Source organism: Mesorhizobium sp. M7A.F.Ca.CA.002.09.1.1 (genome assembly GCF_003998555.1).
Taxonomy (GTDB): domain Bacteria; phylum Pseudomonadota; class Alphaproteobacteria; order Rhizobiales; family Rhizobiaceae; genus Mesorhizobium; species Mesorhizobium ciceri.
On the sequence record NZ_RZRR01000774.1, the window covers coordinates 1 to 2722 of the forward strand.

At 63.2% G+C, this 2722-nt stretch carries 2 protein-coding genes and 1 pseudogene; all 3 read right to left on the reverse strand.

What is annotated here, in order from left to right:
• Positions 1–84, reverse strand: a pseudogene (locus EN994_RS26020) (trans-aconitate 2-methyltransferase); the annotation flags it as partial.
• 43 nt (positions 85–127) lie between these two features.
• Positions 128–1777, reverse strand: a complete 1650-nt coding sequence (gene ettA, locus EN994_RS26025) for an energy-dependent translational throttle protein EttA (protein WP_013530923.1) — start codon at positions 1775–1777, stop codon at positions 128–130.
• Positions 1778–1941: 164 nt separating this feature from the next.
• On the reverse strand, positions 1942–2722 hold a 781-nt coding region (locus EN994_RS26030; protein WP_127307921.1), incomplete at its 5' end, for a ribonuclease.

Below are 2722 nucleotides of genomic sequence, written 5' to 3' on the forward strand. Positions count from 1 at the left end.
GGGCACCTGCGCCACAAGATCCCGCGCGGGCCGCGTGCGCTCGTCTTCGAATTTCAGATATTGGGCGGCGGACCAATCAGCCATTTGAGCTCCTCATGCCGGTTGAGATCGCCGCCCGGAACCCCCCCTACCGCGTCAGCCTCTTGTAGGTCATGCGGTGCGGGTTGACGGCATCCGGCCCGAGGCGGCGGATCTTGTCCTGCTCGTAATCCTCGAAATTGCCCTCGAACCATTCGACATGGCTGTCGCCCTCGAAGGCGAGGATGTGCGTCGCCAGGCGGTCGAGGAACATGCGATCGTGCGAGATGATGACCGCGCAGCCACCGAAATTTTCCAGCGCGTCTTCGAGTGCGGCCAGCGTTTCGGTATCGAGATCGTTGGTCGGTTCGTCGAGCAGCAGCACATTGCCGCCGGTCTTCAACATCTTGGCCAAATGCACGCGGTTGCGCTGGCCGCCGGAGAGGTTGCCGACCTTCTGCTGCTGGTCGCCGCCACGGAAGTTGAACGACGCGCAATAGGCGCGCGTGTTGGCCTCGAACTTGCCGAGCTTGACCACTTCTGCGCCGCCGGAAATCTCTTCCCACACCGTCTTCGACGGATCGAGAGCATCGCGGCTCTGGTCGACATAGCCGAGCTTCACCGTTTCGCCGACGCGCACAGAACCCGCATCCGGCTTTTCCTGGCCGGTGATCATGCGAAACAGTGTCGTCTTGCCGGCGCCGTTCGGGCCGATGACGCCGACGATGCCGCCGGGCGGCAGCTTGAATTCCAGGCCGTCGATGAGCAGCGTGTCACCAAAGCCCTTCGACAGGCCTTCCGCCTCGATCACGACATTGCCGAGCCGCTCGCCGTGCGGGATGACGATCTGCGTATCGCTCGGACGCCGCTTGTCGGCTGCATCCAAAAGGTCCTGGAACGCCTGGATACGCGCCTTGGACTTGGTCTGGCGGGCCTTCGGGCTCGACTGGATCCATTCGCGCTCGCGGCCGATGGCGCGCTGGCGGGCATCGTCCTCGCGGCCTTCCTGCTTGAGCCGCTTGGCCTTGGCTTCGAGGTATTTGGTGTAGTTGCCCTCATAGGGAATGCCGCGGCCGCGATCGAGTTCCAGGATCCAGCCGGTGACGTTGTCGAGGAAGTAGCGATCGTGGGTGATGATCATCACGGCGCCCGGATAGGCACGCAGATGCTTTTCCAGCCATGCCGTGGTTTCGGCGTCGAGATGGTTGGTCGGTTCGTCGAGCAGCAGAAGGTCGGGCTGGCGCAGCAAAAGCTGGCAAAGCGCGACGCGGCGGCGCTCGCCGCCCGAAAGCTTGGTGACTTCCGAATCCTTGGGCGGGCAGCCCAGCGCTTCCATCGCCATCTCGACCTGCTGTTCGAGGTCCCATAGGTTCAGCCGGTCCATCTCGTCCTGGAGCTTGGCCGACTCGTCGGCCGTCTCGTCGGAATAGTTCATCATCAATTCGTTGTAGCGCTCGATGATGGCGGTCTTGGCGGCGACGCCTTCCATGATGTTTTCGAACACGGTCTTGTCCGGATCGAGCGCCGGCTCCTGCGCCAGGTAGCCGACAGTGGCGCCTTCGGCGAGCCACGCTTCGCCGTTCCACTCCTTGTCGAGCCCAGCCATGATCTTGAGGATCGTCGACTTGCCCGAACCGTTGGGGCCGAGGATGCCGATCTTGGCGTCCGGATAGAAGGAGAGATGGACATTCTCGAGCACCTTCTTGGTGCCATAGGCCTTGTTGAGGCCGGCCATGTGATAGATGAACTGGCGTGCCACGCGCGCTTTCCCTGAAAAACCGACTGGATTTGTCGAATTGAATGGAGGTTGGCCGCTATGTAGGCGATGCGGCGGCGAACGGCAATCGCTTTTGCCAGATCAGGCCAATCACACGGACAAGCTTGGACCGCTGCTCGTGCAGTCTGGGCGCCGTTCAGCCGCCCTTACTGGAACCCGATAGCGTCGACGGTGCCGGTCGGGCAGCCTGCCTTGTTGGTCGGCACCGAAGCCAGCAGCAGGTCCTTGAGCGCGCTGTTTGGGCCGATCGGGCCGGCGAGGCCGAGCGTCAGTTCGCCGATCAGCCGCCTGCCGCTCGACGGATCGATGACGCAGGAAACGCGCACGCGGTCCCCTGCTCCCGCCCCGAAGGCAGTGTCGAAAGCGCCGCGGATCTGGTCGGCCGTTAGCTTGCCGCCGATGTTTTTGGCAAAGAGATCGCGCACCGGCGAACTGTTCACCGCGCGCATCAAATTCAGCGCATCGGAGAAATAGTCCTGCTGGCTCTTGCCGTAGCAGGTGCCGTGCTTGATCCATTCATGCCGTTCGAGATGGGAGGCCGTTCCAGGCATCACCTGATCGAGTTCCGTGCGGGTGTTGGCGTCAAGATTGACCGGCGGCAGGTCTTTCCAGTGGGCCGGATTGTCGTTGGCCTTGTCGCTCGCCGTCGCCTGGCAATAGAAATTGCCATTCGGCTGCGGCCACAGGCCGTGCAAGGTGAAATGCGTGGCGTCGAAATCGCCGGCACTTTGTGCCCTGCATTCGGTCTTGTTCGACTTTGTCTCGCAAAACGCCGGCTGCCAGCTCAGCGCGAAGACGTATTCGGGCTTCCCCGATGCCGCCGGCTTGCCTTGCCCGTCAGGCGCGGCCGGCACGGTCGCCGCGCTGCTGCCGGAAACATGGCCGCAGCTGACCTTCACCCAGCGGCGCTCCGGATCGGCGCCCGGC